We start from the raw sequence: 17,050 nt of genomic DNA on the forward strand, positions 1-17,050 counted from the left end.
CCGTATCGCCGCCGAAAGGTTTACAGCAAGACGTGTGAAACCCCCGGAAAGAACTTTCAGGTTCCTTCCGGGGGCGGGTGAGGCACTCGGCGGGCCGGGCGGCTACTTCCAGGTGTCGCCGGTGGTGTAGCCCGAGGACGTGCCGGTCGTGTAGGCGCGGTTGGTGCCCGACTCCCAGGTCACGTTCCCGGAGCCGTCCTTCTTGATGTACTTGTACGTGAAGGCCGTGCTCTTGGGCACGATGACCAGCTTGCTCCACGTCGGGTACGAGGCCGAGGACAGCGGGATCGCGTCGGCGGTGTTCCAGGAGCCGAGGGAGGCGACGGAGCCCACGACGTAGACGTTGGTGCCCCAGTCGGTGGTGGCGTACTCGTTGAAGGTGACGTCGGTGGCGTCGGCGTTCGCCACGTTCCAGGAGTTGTCCAGGGAGATCGCCGACTCCGCCGTGGTGGCCGATCTGTTGGCGTTGGACTCCCAGGTCACGTTGCCGGAGGCGTCCTTCTTTATGTACTTGTAGGTGAAGCCGGTGTCGATCGGCACGCTCACCTCCCCCGACCAGACCGGGTATCCGGACGACGACAGCCGGACCGCCTTGGCGGTGTCCCAGCCGCCCAGTGCCGCGATCGAGCCGACCACGTACACGGTGGTGCCGCTCGTGGTGGACGCGTACTCGTTGAAGGTCGCGCTCACCGTCGACGTCGAGCCGCCGCTGCCGCCGCCCGCGTCGCCGCAGCCGACCGTGCAGGTGTAGGAGGCGTTGTAGAAGGCGACCGCGCTCTTGGCCGGGATGGTGATCGTGGCGCTGCCGCCGGAGACGGTGACCGTGGAGGCCCCGCCGTCGACGACATTGGAGTACGTGCCGTCGGCCATGCCGGTGGTGAACGTATAAGTAGCGCTGCCGGAGCCGTTGTTGAGGGCGAAGAAGCCCGCGCCGCTGCGCCCGAAGCCGATCACGTCCGACGACTTGGTCTGCCAGTCCGAGACGGCGGCCGTGTCGACGGCGTTGTGCCAGGCGACCATGCCGACGACCCCCGTGTCCCGGTCGAGGCAGTACCACGCGCCGCTCGTGCAGTCGGTGTCGGTGACGAAGCCGGAGGAGTTCGGCGGCGCCTGGTCGCTCTGCGTCCACTCCCAGCTGGCGTACACCGTCGGCGTCGACCACTTGTAGGCCAGCTGGAAGAGGTTGGCCAGCTTGTAGGTGTCGCCGTCCTTGTACGACATGTGCAGGCCGTTGCGCTCGGTGTCGTGGTTGGTCACGAACGACACCGAGTCGGCGGCCGGCAGGATGCCGCTGCCCGCGATCGAGGACAGGTCGCTGACGTTGCCCTGGAAGGCGGACTTCAGCTTGCTCGCGTAGGTGAAGTCCAGGACGTCGCCGGAGGCGTAGTAGTCGCTGGGCTGCGGGGTCGAGCCGGGGTAGATCTCCTGGAAGACGTACGGGTCCGTGCCCGAGGTCGTGTCCGTGAGCTTCGACTCGATCGCCGCGAGGTCGGCCTCCGGGATGTGCTTGGCCGCGTCGACGCGGAAGCCGTCGACGCCCAGGGCGAGTTGGGAGTTGAGGTAGTCGGCGATGCCGGTGCGGACCGTGTCCGAGCCGGTCCTCAGGTCGGGCAGGCCCAGCAGTTCGCAGTTCTGGACCTGGGTGAGGTTGGAGTAGTCCTGGATGGTCAGGTCGGAGGTGGGGCAGTCCGAGGAGTCGTGGTAGTCGGCGCGGTCCCACTCCGGGGTGTCGTACTTGCCGGTGATCGTGGTGCCGTTGTAGCCGGTGCCGGTCTGCGCGGCGGTGTGGTTGATCACCGCGTCCGTGTAGACCTTGACGCCGGCCTGGTGGCAGGCGCTGATCATCGACGCGAACTGCGCCTCGGTGCCGAAGCGGCTGTTCAGGTCGTAGGAGTAGGGCTGGTAGACGTCCCACCAGTAGTACGAGGACTGCTTGAGGGACTCGGCGGGCGGGGCGACCTGCACGGCGCCGTAGCCGGCCGGGCCCAGCACGTTCGTGCACTCGGAGGCAATGGACTTCCAGTTCCATTCCCAGAGGTTGGCGATGACGTCGCCCTTGGCGGTGGTGTCCGCGTGGGCCGGGGCCGCGGGCAGGGCCACGGCTCCGGCCAGGGCGAGGGCGCCCGCGGCGGCGGCGGTCACGGTACGGCGGAGGACACCCGGGGGGTGGTGTCTGCTCATGAGCGGCTCCGAAAGAACTCCGTGCGGAAGGGACAGGGTTCAACAAGCCGTGAGCCTGAGGTAGTTGAGAAGGGCACGTCAAGGTCGGCGATGAAAGTTCTTGCTGTGAATTTCAAGTCCCTTGCTGTAAACCTTTCGTTAGCGGTACGGTCGCGCCGCGCCCGGCAAAGACGCCTGGCGGTCACCTCAAGGAGCCCCCACCGTGATAAAGAGATGGCCCGTCACCGCGACCGCGCTCGCCGCCACGGCGGCCGCCGTCCTGACGCCCGGCACCGCGCACGCCTCCCCGCCCGGCACCAAGGACGTCACCGCGGTCCTCTTCGAGTGGAACTTCGCCTCGGTCGCCAAGGAGTGCACCACCACCCTCGGCCCCGCCGGTTACGGCTACGTCCAGGTCTCGCCGCCCGCCGAGCACATCCAGGGCTCGCAGTGGTGGACGTCGTACCAGCCGGTCAGCTACAAGATCGCGGGCCGGCTCGGCGGCCGTACGGCCTTCCAGAACATGGTGAACACCTGCCACGCTGCCGGCGTGAAGGTCGTCGTCGACACGGTGATCAACCACATGTCGGCGGGCAGCGGCACCGGCACCGGCGGCTCGTCGTACACGAAGTACGACTACCCGGGCCTGTACTCCTCCTACGACTTCGACGACTGCACCGCGCAGGTCAGCAACTACCAGGACCGCTGGAACGTCCAGCACTGCGAACTGGTGGGCCTGGCCGACCTGGACACCGGCGAGGAGTACGTCCGCAAGACCATCGCCGGCTACCTGAACGACCTGCTCTCGCTCGGCGTCGACGGCTTCCGCATCGACGCGGCCAAGCACATCGACGCGGCCGACCTCGCCAGCATCAAGTCACGGCTGACGAACCCCGGTGCGTACTGGAAGCAGGAGGTCGTCTACGGCAGCGGGGAGGCCGTGCAGCCCACCGAGTACACGGGCAACGGCGACGTCCAGGAGTTCCGCTACGCCTACGACCTCAAACGGGTCTTCACCAACGAGAACCTCGCCTATCTCAAGAACTACGGCGAGGGCTGGGGCTATCTGAGCAGTTCGGTCGCCGGGGTCTTCGTCGACAACCACGACACCGAGCGCAACGGCTCCACCCTGAACTACAAGGACGGCGCCACCTACACGCTGGCCAACGTCTTCATGCTCGCCTGGCCCTACGGCGCGCCGGACGTCAACTCCGGCTACGAGTGGTCCGACACGGACGCGGGGCCGCCCAACGGGGGCCAGGTGAACGCCTGTTGGCAGGACGGCTGGAAGTGCCAGCACGCCTGGCCGGAGATCCTGCGCATGGTCGCCTTCCGCAACGCCACCCGCGGCGAGGCCGTGACGAACTGGTGGGACGACGGGGCCGACGCCATCGCCTTCGGGCGGGGCGCCAAGGGGTACGTCGTGATCAACCACGAGTCGGGCAGCCTGAGCCGCGCCTTCCAGACCTCGCTGCCCGCGGGGACGTACTGCGACGTGCAGAACAACACGAGCGTGACGGTGAACTCCAGCGGCCAGTTCACGGCCACGCTGGGCGCGAACACGGCCCTGGCGCTCTACGCGGGCAAGTCGGCCTGCTGACCCCCTTGACGCTGGCGCTCCCGCGACAGGGGCGGATCATGCTGCGCACACTCAGGAAACGGACTCCGGCTCCGGCGGCGGCCCTGCTCACGGCCGCCGGGGTCACCGCCGCCGGCACCCAGGACGCCTGTGCCGCCACCTCGGTGACCGTCGACGGCTCGGTCACCTACCAGCCGATCGACGGCTTCGGCAGCTGCGAGCACTTCGGACGGGCCGCCATCATGAACGGCTCGCAGGGGCTGTCGGCCCGGCACCAGAAGGAGCTGCTGGACCTCCTCTTCAGCCGCTCCACCGGCGCTGGCCTCAGCATCCGCCGGGGCGAGTTGCGCGAGCGGCGACCGGCGCCGGGCGTACGCGGACTTCCTCGTGCAGTACGCGAGGTTCTACCGCCAGGTTCACGAAGGTCCTCGGCCCGATCGCCAGGGCGGCGGGCCTACCGCGTGAGTTGCTGCGACTCCTTCGGCTGGGACCAGCAGAAGGCGTCCAGCGCCGCGATCGAGGCCGACGCGACGGCCCGCCGCCTCGTCACCACGCTCACCGCGCACACCTACGCCAGCGCGGTGGACGGCCCGCTGCCCACCCGGCACCGCACCTGGATGTCGGAGTGGTCGCCCGACGGCACCGCCTGGAACGAGAACGGGGACGACGGCAGCGGCTACGGCGGCATCACGGTCGCCGCCGCGATCCACGACGCGCTGACGAAGGGCGACGGCAGCGGCTACGTCTACTGGTACGGCGCCTCGACCGGCGCCACCCGCGGCCTGATCCAGATGGACGGCGACGGCCACCACGTCTCCCCACGCCTCTGGGCGATGGCGAACTACAGCCGCTTCCTCCGCCCCGGCGCCCTGCGCACGGCCGCCACGACTTCCGACCCGGCCCTGAAGCTGCGGAGGCGACCCCGGTGTCCTGCGCCCTGCGCAACACGGGCATCACGGCGGGAACCGCGACCCCCTACCTGACGGACACGGCCCACGGCACGTCCGCCCAGCCGCCCGTCCTCCTCGCGGGCGGCACCCTGACCGCCACCGTCCCGGCGCGCTCGCTGGTCACGTATGTCATCCGCCGTCGGCCGGGCGTGAGTCGGGCCCGCCGCCCGAGAAGGCGGCGGGCCCGGTGGGTGGGCCGTCGTCAGGCCGTCGTCCACCACACCGTCGTGTCCGACGGGATCTTCGTCTCGTCCTCCGCCTCCGTGATGTCGCCGCTGGTGAGCAGCACGCGGCCGCGGGTGGGGGTGGTGACGGCCTCGCCGGTGGTGTTGGTGACGCAGACGAAGTCGCCGCGGCGGAAGGCGAGGACGCCCTCGGGGGCGCGCAGCCACTCGACCGCGTCGCCGGCGCCCAGGCCGGGGTGGGCGCGGCGGATGGCGAGGGCGGTGCGGTAGAGCTCCAGGGTGGAGGCCGGGTCGCCGGTCTGGGCCTCGACGCTGAGCTCGCCCCAGCCCTCCGGCTGCGGGAGCCAGCTGCCGCCGGTGCCGAAGCCGTAGGAGGAGCCCTCGCGGGTCCACGGGATCGGCACGCGGCAGCCGTCGCGGAAGCCGTCCTGGCCGGCGCCGCGGAAGTACGCCGGGTCCTGGCGCACCTCGTCGGGCAGGTCGACGACGTCCGGGAGGCCCAGCTCCTCGCCCTGGTAGAGGTACGCCGAGCCGGGCAGGGCGAGCATGAGGAGGGTGGCGGCGCGGGCGCGGCGCAGGCCCAGGGCGCGGTCGCCCGCGGTGCGGATCTGGGTGCCGAGGCCGGGCGGGTTGGCGAAGCGCGTGGCGTGGCGGGTGACGTCGTGGTTGGACAGCACCCACGTCGCGGGCGCGCCGACCGGGCGCATCGCCTCCAGGGTGCGGTCGACGACCGTGCGGAGCTGGTCGGCGTCCCAGTCCGTCGACAGGTACTGGAAGTTGAACGCCTGGTGCAGCTCGTCGGGGCGGACGTAGTTCGCGGTGCGCTCGACGGTCGGCGTCCAGGCCTCCGCCACGAAGATCCGCTCTCCCGCGTACTCGTCGAGGATCAGCCGCCACTGGCGGTAGATCTCGTGCACCCCGTCCTGGTCGAAGAACGGCATGACATCGTTGCCCAGCAACTTGAGTTGGTCATGCGCCCCGAGGTCGGGCAGCCCCTCCGCCTTCACCAGGCCGTGGGCCACGTCGATGCGGAAGCCGTCGACGCCCATGTCGAGCCAGAAGCGCAGGATAGAGCGGAACTCGTCGCCCACGGCCGGGTGTTCCCAGTTGAAGTCGGGCTGCTCCGGCGCGAAGAGGTGGAGGTACCACTCCCCGTCCGCCACCCGCGTCCAGGCCGGCCCGCCGAAGATCGACTCCCAGTCGTTGGGCGGGAGTTCGCCGTTGACGCCCTTGCCGGGACGGAAGTGGTAGCGGTCGCGCAGCGGGGAGCCGGGGCCCTCGCGCAGGGCCCGCTTGAACCACTCGTGCTGGTCCGAGGAGTGGTTGGGCACCAGGTCGACGATGATCCGCAGGCCCAGCTGGTGGGCGTCGCGGATCAGCGCGTCGGCGTCGAGCAGGTTGCCGAACATCGGGTCCACGGCCCGGTAGTCGGCGACGTCGTAGCCGGCGTCGGCCTGCGGCGAGGCGTAGAAGGGGCTGAGCCACACGGCGTCCACGCCCAGGTCGCGCAGGTACGGGAGTCGGGATCGTACGCCTTCCAGGTCACCCATGCCGTCGCCGTTGCTGTCGGCGAAGCTGCGTGGGTAGACCTGGTAGATCACCGCGTCCCGCCACCAGTCGCCGCGCTTGGCTTGGGCGGGGGTCGGGGCCGGGGCGATGGCGGTGTGCTGCTGGCTCATGGCGTCCTTGGGGCTCAACGGAGTCATCGGGTCAGGTGTGCATACGGTGATGACGAGACGGCCGCGGTGACAGCGGGGTCGGATGGACACCGCGGCCGTCTCGGGCAGGGGGGTGCGGGGCGCGGTCAGCCCTTCGTGCCGCCCGCGGTCAGGCCCGTCACCAGGTTCTTCTGCACGAGGTAGAAGAACGCGGAGACGGGTATCGCGATCAGCACGGCCGTCGCGGCCATCAGGTTGCGCTGGGCGTCGTGCTCGCTGACGAAGGTCTGCAGACCGACGGCGAAGGTGTACTTCGTGTCGGACAGCATGAACGTCGAGGCGAACGCGACCTCGCCGAAGGCCGTGAGGAAGCTGTAGAAGGCCGCGACCGCCAGGCCCGGCCTGGCGAGCGGGAGGATCAGTCGGGCGAACGTGCCGAAGGGGCTCAGCCCGTCGACGCGTCCGGCCTCGTCGATCTCGAACGGGATGGTGTCGAAGTAGCCCTTGAGCAGCCAGGCGCAGTACGGCACCGCCGTCGAGCAGTAGACGAGGACGAGACCGAGGTAGCTGTCGATGAGCTGCAGGTCCGACAGGATCTGGTACATCGGCACGATGAGGACCGCTATCGGGAACATCTGCGTGAGCAGCAGCAGCCACATGAACTTCCGGTAGCCCGGGAAGCGCATGCGCGAGACGGCGTAGCCGGTGGTCGCGGCGATCAGCACACCGATGACGGTGGTGCCGAGCGAGACGATCAGCGAGCTCTTCAGCCAGTCGAAGAACTCCGTGTGCCGCAGCACGAACGAGTAGTTCGTGAACGACATCTTCGCCCAGATGCCGCCCGGGTGGAGGTAGTCGTCCTTGTCCGGGCCGAGGGAGAGGAAGACCAGCCAGGCGATCGGGAACAGCGCGATCAGGCTGGCGACGATCAGGATGCCGTGGGAGGCGGACTTCGCGGCGAGGCTCTGCTCACCGCGCCGGCGGAACGGGCGCGGCCGCGAGGCGGCGAGGACCTGCGGGGTCACCGGACGATCCGCCGTGATGTCGGGGGGTGTTGCGGTGTTCATGGTGACTCCTGCCTCAGATCGCGAGCTGCTGCTCATTGCGGTTCAGCCAGCGGCGGTAGAAGGAGGTGAAGACGATCAGGATGGCCAGCAGCAGGATGCCGTACGCGGCCGACTGCGCGAAGTCGCGCGGCTGCTGCCCGAAGCCGAGGTAGTAGGCCCAGGTGACGAGGATCTGGGCGTCCGGGGCGGTGTTGCCGAACAGCAGGAAGATGACGGCGAACTGGTTGAACGTCCAGATGATGCCCAGGAGCACGACGGTGGAGCTGACGGACCTCAGTCCCGGCAGGGTGACGTAGCGGAAGCGCTGCCAGGCGCTCGCGCCGTCCATCTCGGCGGCCTCGTACAGGGAGGTGTCGATGGACTGCAGTCCGCCGAGCAGCGAGACCATCATGAACGGCACGCCGCACCAGGTGTTGACCATGACGGCGGCGAACCGCTGCCAGAAGGTGTCCTCCAGCCAGTCCGGCGCCGGCAGGTGCAGCGTGTGCAGGAAGGAGTTGACGATGCCGCCGTCGGCGAGCATGAAGCGCCAGCCGAAGACGGTGACGAAGGTCGGCACCGCCCAGGGCAGGATGAGGATCAGCCGGTACAGGGTGCGGCCGCGCAGCTTCTGGTTGAGCAGCAGCGCGAGGCCGAGGCCGATCGTGTAGTGGAGGGCGACGCAGAGCGCGGTCCACACGATCGTCCAGATGAAGTGCGACCAGAAGCGGTCGTAGGCCGTCGGGCCGAACAGGATGTCCTTGTAGTTGTCGAGCCCGATGAACTTGTAGGTGGCGTCGATGTGGTTGACGCCGATGGTGCGCGCCGTGTTGAGGCTGTTGGCGTCGGTGAGGGTGAGGTAGAGGCCGTACACCAGGGGGTACAGCACGAGGACGCCGAGCACGACGGCCACGGGGGCGATCATCGCGTAGGCGTACCAGTTCTTCTGGTAGCTGTGCTTGAGGCGCTGGCCCAGCCCGGGGCGCTGCCCGCGGTCACCGCGGACCTTGCCGGTCGCGCGGTCGATGGCGACTGTCATGGTTCGACACCTTCGAGTTTTCGGGGGGAGTACGGCGCGCAGGCCGACGGCCGCCGGATCGCTCCCCCCATGATCAGGGCGATCCGGCGGCCACCGGTGCTTACTTGCTGAAGTCCGGCACCAGCTTGGCGATGGCGAGTTCGGCGTTGCTCAGGCCCTTGTCGAGGGACTCGTTGCCGCCGGCGATCTTCGGCAGCTCGGTGTCCAGCGGGCCCCACAGGGAGCTGTACTCGGGCAGTGCCGGGCGCGGCTGGGCGGCGGGCAGGACCGTCTGGAAGCCGGCGATGCCCGGGTCGGCCTTGACCTCGGCGGTGTAGGCGTCGTCGCGGGTGGGCAGCGTGGAGTTCTTCAGGGCGATCTCCGTCTGCGCCTTGGCGGAGGTCATGAAGTTGACGAACTTCAGGGCCGCCTTCTGGTGGGCGGAGTCCGAACCGGCGTAGACCGACAGGTTGTGGCCGCCGGTCGGGGCGCCCGACTTGCCGCTGGAGCCGGCCGGGACGGTGGCGATGCCAAGGTTGGACTTGTCGCTGAAGGCCGAGCCCTTGTAGAAGTTGGTGATCTCCCACGGGCCCTGGATGATCGCGGCGACCTTGCCGCTGACGAACGCGTCCTGGATGTGGGCGTAGGCGTCGGCGGTGACGTCGGCCTTGTGCAGGCCCTGGCCGGAGAACATGCTCAGCCAGGTGCCGTACGCCTTCTTCGCGGCGGCGGAGTCCACGGTGATCTTCTTGGCGGAGGCGTCGACGGTGTCGGTGCCCTCACCGTAGAGGAAGGTCTGGGCATAGTAGGCCTGGGTGGAGCCCCAGTAGCCGTAGACGTGCAGCTTGGCGTCGATCTTCGCGGCGTCGGACTTCAGCTCGTCCCAGGTCTTGGGGGCCTCGGTGATGCCGGCCTTCTTGAACAGGGCCTTGTTGTAGACCAGGGCGAGGGTGTCGGTGACGAGCGGCACGCCGTACGTCTTGCCCTCGTACTGGGCCTGCGTGATCAGGTTGGGCTGGAACTTGTCCTTGTCGGCGAGGGCCTCGGTGCCGTCCAGCGGCAGGAAGTAGCCCTTCTTGGCGAAGGCGGGGGTCCAGCCGACCTCGGAACGCAGCACGTCCGGGGCGCCCTTGGAGCCGGCGGCGGTGTCGAACTTGTTCTGCGCCTGGCTGAAGGGGACGTTGACGTACTTGACCTTGATGCCCTTGTTGGCGGCCTCGAACTCCTTGACCAGGGCCTTGTACGTCGGCGCCTCATTGGTGGCGTTGGAGGTGTCCCACCAGGTGATGGTGACCGGCCCGCTGCTCTTGTCGCTGCCGCTGTCACTGCCGCCGCAGGCCGTCGCCGCGAGGGCGAGGGACGCCACCAGCGCGGTGGCCGCTATGCCACGCCGCATGAGTTCTCCTTGAGGGTTAAAGCCCGTGTGGTGCAGGGGCCGGCCCCGTCTGCCGTCCCTGCTGTGCCGACTGCGCCGTTGCGGCCGCCGGGCGTCAGGGAACGTAACAGCGTTGTAAGCGTTGCGAAAGACCTTGCAGCAAAAAACTGCAAGGAGGGTGCGGAGTTATCGCGTCGTGACCCCGTCCAGACCCCTTCGCAACCGCCTGTTGCAGCCTTTGAGCGCGCCGGGGAACACTTGTGCAAGACTCTGCAAGCTCTTGCCATCCAGCTCCGGCACGGCAATCATCCCCTTGCGGGACAAGCGGCGCCGACCAGAACAGAGGGACCGCGATGACGATACGGCCGGTACAGTCCGGTGGCGTGACCACACGGCTTGCCGACATCGCTGCTCAGGCGGGGGTGAGCGAAGCGACCGTCAGCCGCGTCCTCAACGGGAAGCCGGGCGTCGCCGCCACCACCCGCCAGTCCGTGCTGGCCGCCCTGGACGTGCTGGGCTACGAACGCCCGGTACGCCTGCGGCAGCGCAGCGAGGGTCTGGTGGGCCTGATCACCCCGGAGCTGGAGAACCCCATATTCCCGGCCCTGGCCCAGGTGATCGGCCAGGCGCTGACCCGGCAGGGCTACACGCCCGTGCTGGCCACGCAGACCCCGGGCGGCTCCACCGAGGACGAGCTGACGGAGATGCTCGTCGACCGGGGCGTCGCCGGGATCATCTACGTCTCGGGACTGCACGCCGACACCACCGCCGACATGGAGCGCTACGAGCGGCTGCGCGCGCAGGGCGTGCCGTACGTGCTGGTGGACGGTTTCTCGCCGAAGGTGCAGGCGCCGTTCATCTCGCCCGACGACCGGGCGGCGATGACGCTGGCGGTGACGCACCTGGTCTCGCTCGGCCACACACGCATCGGCCTGGCGCTCGGGCCGAAACGGTTCGTGCCGGTCCAGCGCAAGATCGAGGGCTTCGTGCGCACGATGCAGGACCAGCTGGGCCTCGGCGCCCAGGAGATCGAGTCGGAGCTGGTCCAGCACTCCCTCTACACCCTGGAGGGCGGTCAGGCCGCCGCCACCGCGCTGATCGACCGCGCCTGTACGGCGGTGGTGTGCGCGAGCGACATGATGGCGCTGGGCGCGATAAGGGCGGCGCGACAGCACGGCCTGGACGTGCCGAAGGACATCTCGGTCGTCGGGTTCGACGACTCCCCGCTGATCGCCTTCACGGACCCGCCGCTGACGACGATCCGCAAGCCGGTGCCGGCGATGGGCCAGGCGGCGGTGCGCACGCTGCTGGAGGAGATCGGCGGGACGCCCGCGCCGCACAGCGAGTTCGTGTTCATGCCGGAGCTGGTGGTGCGCGGTTCGACCGCCTCGGCCCCCGGGGACCGCCATCGTCCTCGGGGCGGAGAAATCCGGGGTACGGGCAGTGCGGCGGGAGGAGGCGAGGGGGTCCGCCCGCGGTAGAACGTGCGGCCTGAACCCGACCAGGGGATGATCGGGGGGAGAAGGCGTTTCTGGCAGACTTTGTGCCTATGGGTGACTCGACCGTGACCAGGCCGGACGACCGCGAGCAGGCGGCCGTTCCGCAGCCGGTCGCGGCCCCGCGGACGCCGGGTCCGCTCCGGCGGCTGCGCGTCCCGCGCCGGCCGCGGCTGTGGTTCGAGGTCCTGCTGATCGCGGTGAGTTACTGGACGTACTCCCTGATCCGCAACGCCGTTCCGGAACAGCGCGGCAAGGCGCTGCGCAACGCGGACTGGATCTGGCAGACCGAGCACCACCTCGGCATCGCCGTCGAGCAGTCGGTCAACCACACGCTGAACTCGGTGACTTGGCTCATCGTCGGCATGAACTACTACTACGCCACCCTGCACTTCATCGTGACGCTGAGCGTGCTGGTCTGGCTCTTCCGCTGCCATCCCGGCCGGTACGCGGCGACGCGGCTGGTGCTGTTCGCGACGACGGGCGTGGCCCTGGTCGGTTACTACCTGTATCCGCTGGCGCCCCCGCGGCTGATGCGCGGCAGCCACTTCATCGACACGGTCACCGCACACCACACCTGGGGTTCGATGGCCTCCGGCGACCTGAAGCACATGTCGAACCAGTACGCCGCGATGCCGTCCATGCACATCGGCTGGTCCCTGTGGTGCGGGCTGACGATCTTCGCGCTGGCCAGGGTGCCGTGGGTGCGGGTGCTCGGGCTGTGCTATCCCGCGGCGACGCTGATCGTCATCGTCGCCACCGCCAACCACTTCTGGCTGGACGCGGTGGGCGGCATCCTGTGCCTGGCGTTCGGCTTCGGGGTGGCGTGGGCGTGGTACGGGAAGCTGCCGTACGCGCTGCCGAGGACGGTGGCGGCGCGCGGGGCCAGGGGTCCGCTGCTGCCGACGAAGGCGTAGGCGGGCACCCGCTAGCCGCCGTAGAACAGCTCCTCCACCACGCCCCTGGCCCGGCGCGCCGTACGGCGGTAGGCGTCCAGCATGTCCCCCACGTGTCCGTCCCCGTACCCCAGGTAGCGCCCCACCGCGGCGAGCTCCCGCCCGCCGGAGGGGAACGTGTCCCCGGCCCGCCCGCGCACGAGCATCACCGCGTTGCGCACCCGGGTGGCCAGCACCCACGCCTCGTCGAGGATCGACGCGTGCTCCTCCGAGACCAGCCCGGCGTCCCGCGCGGCACCGAGGGCCTCCCGGGTGCGCGTGGTGCGCAGGCCCGGCTCCCGCGCTCCGTGCCGCATCTGCAGCAGCTGGACCGTCCACTCCACGTCCGACAGGCCGCCCGGCCCGAGCTTGGTGTGCAGCTTGGGGTCGGCGCCGCGCGGCAGCCGCTCCGACTCCATGCGCGCCTTCAGCCGCCGGATCTCGCGTACGGCGTCGTCGCCGAGGCCCGCCGCCGGGTACCGCAGCGGGTCGACCAGCTCGACGAAGGCCCGCCCCAACTCCTCGTCCCCGGCGACCGGTTCGGCCCGCAGCAGGGCCTGCGACTCCCAGACCAGCGACCAGCGGCGGTAGTAGGCCTCGTACGACTTCAGCGTCCGCACCAGCGGCCCCGACTTGCCCTCCGGACGCAGGTCGGCGTCGATGAGCAGCGGCGGGTCGGCGCTCGGCAGCTGCAGCAGCCGGCGCATCTCGGCGACCACCTTGTTCGCCGCCTCTGATGCCTCCCGGTCGCCCACGCCCGCGCGCGGCTCGTGCACGAAGAGGACGTCCGCGTCGGAGCCGTAGCCCAGTTCGTGCCCGCCGAAGCGGCCCATGCCGATGACGGCGAACCTGGTGGGCAGCTCGTCTCCCCAGCCCTCGCGCACCACCGCGCGCAGCGTGCCCGCCAGCGTGGCCGCCGTCAGGTCGGAGACCGCGCCGCCGACCCGGTCCACCAGGGCGCCCTGGTCGGCCTCGGCGGGCCGGGCCTCGGTGCCGTAGGAGCCGACGATGTCGGCGGCGGCCGTACGGAAGAGCTCGCGGCGGCGGACGCCACGGGCCGCCGTGACCGCCTGGACCGCGCCGTCCGCGCGGCCCACCGCGGCGAGGATCTCCTGCTCCAGTTGCTCCCGCCCGCGCGGCGCCAGCCCTCCGGCGTCGCCGTCGCCGAGCAGCGCCACCGCTTCGGGGGCGCGCATCAGCAGGTCGGGGGCGAGCCGCCCGGCGGACAGCACGCGGGCGAGGTTCTCGGCGGCGGCGCCCTCGTCCCGCAGCAGCCGCAGGTACCACGGTGTCTTGCCGAGCGCGTCCGACACCTTGCGGAAGTTGAGCAGGCCGGCGTCCGGGTCGGCGGAGTCCGCGAACCAGCCGAGCAGCACCGGCAGCAGGGTGCGCTGGATGGCGGCCTTGCGGGTGACCCCGGAGGCCAGCGCCTCCAGGTGGCGCAGGGCGGCGGCCGGGTCGGCGTACCCGAGCGCGACGAGCCGCTCGCGGGCCGCCTCCGGGCTCAACCGGGCCTCACCGGGCGCGAGTTGGGCGACGGCGTCGAGCAGGGGCCGGTAGAAGAGCTTCTCGTGCAGCCGGCGCACGACGGCCGCGTGCCGCCGCCACTCGCGGTCGAGCTCGGCGACCGGGTCGGCGCGCAGGCCGAGGGAGCGGCCGATGCGGCGCCGGTCGGCCTCCTCCTCGGGGACGAGGTGGGTGCGGCGCAGCCGGTAGAGCTGGATGCGGTGCTCCATGGAGCGCAGGAAGCGGTAGGCGTCGTCGAGCTGGACGGCGTCCGCCCGCCCCACGTACCCGCCCGCCGCGAGGGCCTGCAAGGCGTCCAGCGTCGTCCCGCTGCGCAGCGAGGCGTCGGCCCGTCCGTGCACCAACTGCAGCAGCTGGACGGCGAACTCGACGTCCCTGAGGCCGCCGGGGCCGAGCTTCAGCTCGCGCTCGACCTCGGCGGCCGGGATGTTCTCGATCACCCTGCGGCGCATCTTCTGCACGTCCGCGACGAAGTTCTCCCGCTCGGCGGCCTGCCACACCAGCGGCTCCAGCGCGGCGACGTACGCCTGGCCGAGCTCGGTGTCGCCGGCCACCGGGCGGGCCTTGAGCAGCGCCTGGAACTCCCAGGTCTTCGCCCAGCGCTGGTAGTAGGCGAGGTGCGAGGAGAGCGTGCGCACCAGCGGGCCGTTGCGCCCCTCGGGCCGCAGGTTGGCGTCGACGGGCCAGATGGAGCCCTCGACGGTGGTCTCCGAGCAGATCCGCATCATGTGCGAGGCCAGCTTGGTGGCCGCGCGCAGCGCCTTGCCCTCGTCGGCGCCCTCCGCCGCCTCGCCGACGAAGATGACGTCCACGTCGGAGACGTAGTTCAGCTCGTGCCCGCCGCACTTGCCCATCGCGATCACCGCGAGCCGGCACAGCGCCGCCTCCTCGGGGGCGGCGGCCCGGGCGAGGGCGAGCGCGGCGCGCAGGGTGGCGGTGGCCAGGTCGGCGAGCTCGGCGGCGGTCTCGGCGACGTCGGTGGTGCCGCAGACGTCCCGGGCGGCGATGGACAGCAGGCAGCGGCGGTAGGCGACGCGCAGCGACACCGGGTCGGTCGCCTCGGCGAGCCCCCGCTCGAACTCCTCCACGCCGGGGTGCAGGTCGCGCGGCTCGTACATGACCAGCGCGTGCCAGTCCCGGGGGTGGCGGGCGAGGTGGTCGGCGAGGGCGGCGGAGGCGCCGAGCACCCCGAGCAGGCGGTCGCGCAGCGGCTTGGCCGCTATCAGCGTGTCGAGCAGCTCGCGGCGGGCGGTGGGGGCGGGCTGGGCTTCGAGCAGCCGGACGAGGCCGTGCAGGGCGAGGTCGGGGTCGGCGGTCGCGCCGAGGGCGTCCAGCAGCACCGGATCGTTGCGTACCGGCATCAGCTCGGCGCTGTCCAGGAGCCGCTCGGCGGCCGAGGGATCGGTGAACCCGTGCCGCAGCAGCCGTGTGAAGGTACTGCTCCTGCGCCCCGGCGCCGTCATCCCCGGCCTCCCGTCGGATCAAGGTCGTACTGGGGCCGAGCCTAACCGGAGACACTGACAGCAGCGCCCGGGCGGGCGGGGCCTTCCTGCGGGGCGAGGAAGCGGAACCGGGTATCCCGGTGGCGCGCGGGCCGGATGTGGGCTTGTGTAAGGGGTCGTACACACCGGTCCCACGCATCCGAGGGGTCAGCTCATGGACATGACGCTCGAAGTGATCCTGTTGCCGGTCACCGACGTGGACCGGGCCAAGGAGTTCTACCGGGACAAGGCCGGCTTCCACGTGGACCTCGACGGGGAGGTGATGCCGGGCGTGCGGATCGTGCAGCTGACGCCGCCCGGGTCGGGGTGCTCGATCGCGCTGGTGGACGGCCTCCAGGTGCCGACCGGGATGCCGGAGCCGGGGTCGTACCACGGGATGCAGCTGTGCGTGACGGACGCGAAGGCGGCGTACGAGGAGCTGACCGCGCGGGGGCTGGAGGTGAGCGAGCCGCAGCAGTTCGCGCCGCAGGACGGGGCGACGTTCATGTACTTCAAGGACCCCGACGGGAACGGCTGGGCGATCCAGGAGTACCGGCGGCGGGCGACGGAGCCGCTGTACCAGGTGCTGGCCGAACAGGCGCAAACGCGCGGGTAGTCGACGAGGGGACGATTCGCCGGGCTGCCGTTCACCGGATCTTCATCCTCCCGGCCGGACGGCTTCCGGCGGGGGCACTTTGGCGTGTGCATGCTCTCCCCGCACCGCCGTCCCCGCCTTCCCCTCACCGGAGGTTGATGTGTCCGGCACTTCCGTGTTCCGCCGCGGCCGCGCCGCCCTGGCGTCCACGCTCGCCCTCACCGCGGCGGCCGTCGGCCTGTGGACCGGCCTCGGCGGCTCCTCGCAGGCCGCCTCCGCCGTGCCGACGCCCGACCACGTCGTCGTGGTGGTCTTCGAGAACCACGCCTACAGCCAGGTCATCGGCTCCTCCAGCGCCCCGTACATCAACTCGCTGAAGACCGGCGGCGCCAACCTCACCCAGTCCTACGCCGAGACCCACCCGAGCCAGCCCAACTACTACGCCCTGTTCTCCGGCTCCACCCAGGGCGTCACGGACGACAGCTGCGTCACCCCCGGCTTCTCCTCGGCCGCCAACCTCGCCTCCGAGGTGATCGCGGCCGGCGGCAGCTGGGCCAGCTACAACGAGTCCCTGCCCAGCCAGGGCTCCACGACGTGCAGCAGCGGAAACTACGCGCAGAAGCACAACCCGTGGTTCGGCTTCGGCAACGTGCCGACCTCGACCGCGAAGACCTTCGCGCAGTTCCCGGCCGACTACTCCACCCTCCCGGACATCTCCTTCGTCGTACCGAACCTGTGCAGCGACATGCACGACTGCTCGGTGTCGACCGGTGACACCTGGCTGAAGAACAACCTGGGCGCCTACGCCACCTGGGCCAAGACCCACAACAGCCTGCTCGTCGTCACCTTCGACGAGGACAACCGGCTCTCCGGCAACCGCATCCCGACCGTCCTGTACGGCCAGCCGGTCACCGCGGGCTCCAGCAGTTCCACCACGTACAACCACTACAACCTCCTGCGCACCCTGGAGGACACCCAGGGCCTGACCACCCACGCCGGCAACGCGGCCTCCGCGTCCGACATCACGGGGATCTGGGCCTCCTGA

The 17,050-nt window shown here is 70.4% G+C and carries 12 protein-coding genes; 6 read left to right on the forward strand and 6 right to left on the reverse strand.

Annotated elements, in window-relative coordinates; all coding sequences use genetic code 11:
* Window positions 1-102: 102 nt before the first annotated feature.
* Window positions 103-2,181, reverse strand: coding sequence for a carbohydrate-binding module family 20 domain-containing protein (locus tag ACYF6T_RS27965; RefSeq protein WP_461699842.1), 2,079 nt, complete (start codon window positions 2,179-2,181; stop codon window positions 103-105).
* Window positions 2,182-2,383: 202 nt separating this feature from the next.
* Between ACYF6T_RS27965 and ACYF6T_RS27970 the strand changes: the two genes are divergently transcribed.
* A complete protein-coding gene (locus ACYF6T_RS27970) occupies window positions 2,384-3,760 on the forward strand; it encodes an alpha-amylase (RefSeq protein WP_461699843.1) in 1,377 nt (458 codons plus the stop codon).
* 38 nt (window positions 3,761-3,798) lie between these two features.
* Window positions 3,799-4,722: a glycoside hydrolase gene (locus tag ACYF6T_RS27975; protein ID WP_461699844.1), complete on the forward strand. Its 924-nt coding sequence runs from the start codon at window positions 3,799-3,801 to the stop codon at window positions 4,720-4,722.
* A gap of 169 nt (window positions 4,723-4,891) precedes the next feature.
* On the opposite strand, the gene ACYF6T_RS27980 is transcribed toward ACYF6T_RS27975, so the two are convergent.
* The 4 genes from ACYF6T_RS27980 to ACYF6T_RS27995 form a co-directional block, all read right to left on the reverse strand.
* A complete protein-coding gene (locus ACYF6T_RS27980) occupies window positions 4,892-6,553 on the reverse strand; it encodes a glycoside hydrolase family 13 protein (RefSeq protein WP_461699845.1) in 1,662 nt (553 codons plus the stop codon).
* 125 nt (window positions 6,554-6,678) lie between these two features.
* A complete protein-coding gene (locus tag ACYF6T_RS27985) occupies window positions 6,679-7,599 on the reverse strand; it encodes a sugar ABC transporter permease (protein WP_461699846.1) in 921 nt (306 codons plus the stop codon).
* A gap of 13 nt (window positions 7,600-7,612) precedes the next feature.
* The gene (locus ACYF6T_RS27990) at window positions 7,613-8,617 is read right to left on the reverse strand and encodes a carbohydrate ABC transporter permease (RefSeq protein ID WP_461699847.1); all 1,005 of its coding nucleotides are present in this window, start codon (window positions 8,615-8,617) and stop codon (window positions 7,613-7,615) included.
* Between the two features lie 100 nt (window positions 8,618-8,717).
* Window positions 8,718-9,992 (reverse strand): extracellular solute-binding protein, encoded by a 1,275-nt coding sequence (locus ACYF6T_RS27995; protein ID WP_461699848.1) that lies wholly within the window; start codon window positions 9,990-9,992, stop codon window positions 8,718-8,720.
* 362 nt (window positions 9,993-10,354) lie between these two features.
* Between ACYF6T_RS27995 and ACYF6T_RS28000 the strand changes: the two genes are divergently transcribed.
* Together ACYF6T_RS28000 and ACYF6T_RS28005 are read left to right on the forward strand one after the other, a co-directional pair.
* Entirely contained in the window at window positions 10,355-11,452 is a 1,098-nt protein-coding gene (locus ACYF6T_RS28000) for a LacI family DNA-binding transcriptional regulator (protein ID WP_461699850.1), read from the forward strand.
* Between the two features lie 68 nt (window positions 11,453-11,520).
* On the forward strand, window positions 11,521-12,384 hold the full coding sequence (locus ACYF6T_RS28005; RefSeq protein ID WP_461699851.1) for a phosphatase PAP2 family protein: 864 nt from the start codon (window positions 11,521-11,523) through the stop codon (window positions 12,382-12,384).
* A gap of 11 nt (window positions 12,385-12,395) precedes the next feature.
* On the opposite strand, the gene ACYF6T_RS28010 is transcribed toward ACYF6T_RS28005, so the two are convergent.
* A complete protein-coding gene (locus tag ACYF6T_RS28010) occupies window positions 12,396-15,392 on the reverse strand; it encodes a bifunctional [glutamine synthetase] adenylyltransferase/[glutamine synthetase]-adenylyl-L-tyrosine phosphorylase (RefSeq protein WP_461699853.1) in 2,997 nt (998 codons plus the stop codon).
* A 193-nt stretch (window positions 15,393-15,585) separates the two neighbouring features.
* Here ACYF6T_RS28010 and ACYF6T_RS28015 point away from each other — a divergent pair, with 193 nt between their 5' ends.
* A complete protein-coding gene (locus tag ACYF6T_RS28015) occupies window positions 15,586-16,026 on the forward strand; it encodes a VOC family protein (protein WP_461699854.1) in 441 nt (146 codons plus the stop codon).
* A gap of 139 nt (window positions 16,027-16,165) precedes the next feature.
* Window positions 16,166-17,050, forward strand: coding sequence for an alkaline phosphatase family protein (locus ACYF6T_RS28020; protein WP_461699855.1), 885 nt, complete (start codon window positions 16,166-16,168; stop codon window positions 17,048-17,050).

Source organism: Streptomyces sp. 7R007 (assembly GCF_054850255.1).

What these genes read in the sequence shown, in the direction of transcription:
- ACYF6T_RS27965 (WP_461699842.1), bottom strand. Translation starts at nt 2,181, where the DNA reads ATGAGCAGACACCACCCCCCGGGTGTCCTCCGCCGTACCGTGACCGCC.
- ACYF6T_RS27975 (WP_461699844.1), top strand. Translation starts at nt 3,799, where the DNA reads ATGCTGCGCACACTCAGGAAACGGACTCCGGCTCCGGCGGCGGCCCTG.
- ACYF6T_RS27980 (WP_461699845.1), bottom strand. Translation starts at nt 6,553, where the DNA reads ATGAGCCAGCAGCACACCGCCATCGCCCCGGCCCCGACCCCCGCCCAA.
- ACYF6T_RS27985 (WP_461699846.1), bottom strand. Translation starts at nt 7,599, where the DNA reads ATGAACACCGCAACACCCCCCGACATCACGGCGGATCGTCCGGTGACC.
- ACYF6T_RS27990 (WP_461699847.1), bottom strand. Translation starts at nt 8,617, where the DNA reads ATGACAGTCGCCATCGACCGCGCGACCGGCAAGGTCCGCGGTGACCGC.
- ACYF6T_RS27995 (WP_461699848.1), bottom strand. Translation starts at nt 9,992, where the DNA reads ATGCGGCGTGGCATAGCGGCCACCGCGCTGGTGGCGTCCCTCGCCCTC.
- ACYF6T_RS28005 (WP_461699851.1), top strand. Translation starts at nt 11,521, where the DNA reads ATGGGTGACTCGACCGTGACCAGGCCGGACGACCGCGAGCAGGCGGCC.
- ACYF6T_RS28010 (WP_461699853.1), bottom strand. Translation starts at nt 15,392, where the DNA reads ATGACGGCGCCGGGGCGCAGGAGCAGTACCTTCACACGGCTGCTGCGG.
- ACYF6T_RS28015 (WP_461699854.1), top strand. Translation starts at nt 15,586, where the DNA reads ATGGACATGACGCTCGAAGTGATCCTGTTGCCGGTCACCGACGTGGAC.